Origin of the sequence: Polaribacter gochangensis, from assembly GCF_046224025.1 — a bacterium.
GTDB classification, from domain to species: Bacteria; Bacteroidota; Bacteroidia; order Flavobacteriales; family Flavobacteriaceae; genus Polaribacter; species Polaribacter gochangensis.
In genome coordinates, this window is record NZ_JBJXRF010000028.1 from 1 (window position 1) to 268 (window position 268).

Sequence of the window (268 nt, forward strand, 5' to 3'; positions counted from 1 at the left end):
CTTGCGTTATTCTATCTATAATCTCTTTATAAGCTGTTTCTAAAACACCCCCGGTTAGTTGTGAATTAGCTGGTTAATCATGATAAAAAGAAAAAGATTTTTCGAAATTATCTTTTTCTATGAACTTATTAAAATAACTAACAGTTAACGTAAATTTTAATCTTTTTTGCGCTGCAGTTTGCTGAGCAGTTGAGCTCATTGTTGCAATTATTTATCCTGTAATTTCTCCTTCAAAAAGTAAATCTCAACCAGAACTTAATAAGCTTAT

Annotated in this window: 1 protein-coding gene; it reads right to left on the minus strand. The window is 29.5% G+C overall.

Going from position 1 to position 268, the window contains the following annotated elements; all coding sequences use genetic code 11:
* Positions 1-73: 73 nt before the first annotated feature.
* Positions 74-199: a hypothetical protein gene (locus ACEWL1_RS12125; RefSeq protein ID WP_409233563.1), complete on the minus strand. Its 126-nt coding sequence runs from the start codon at positions 197-199 to the stop codon at positions 74-76.
* Positions 200-268 lie beyond the last annotated feature (69 nt).

Bases quoted from the DNA above. Each gene is read 5' to 3' on its own strand.
- ACEWL1_RS12125 (WP_409233563.1), bottom strand. From the start codon at position 199: ATGAGCTCAACTGCTCAGCAAACTGCAGCGCAAAAAAGATTAAAATTT.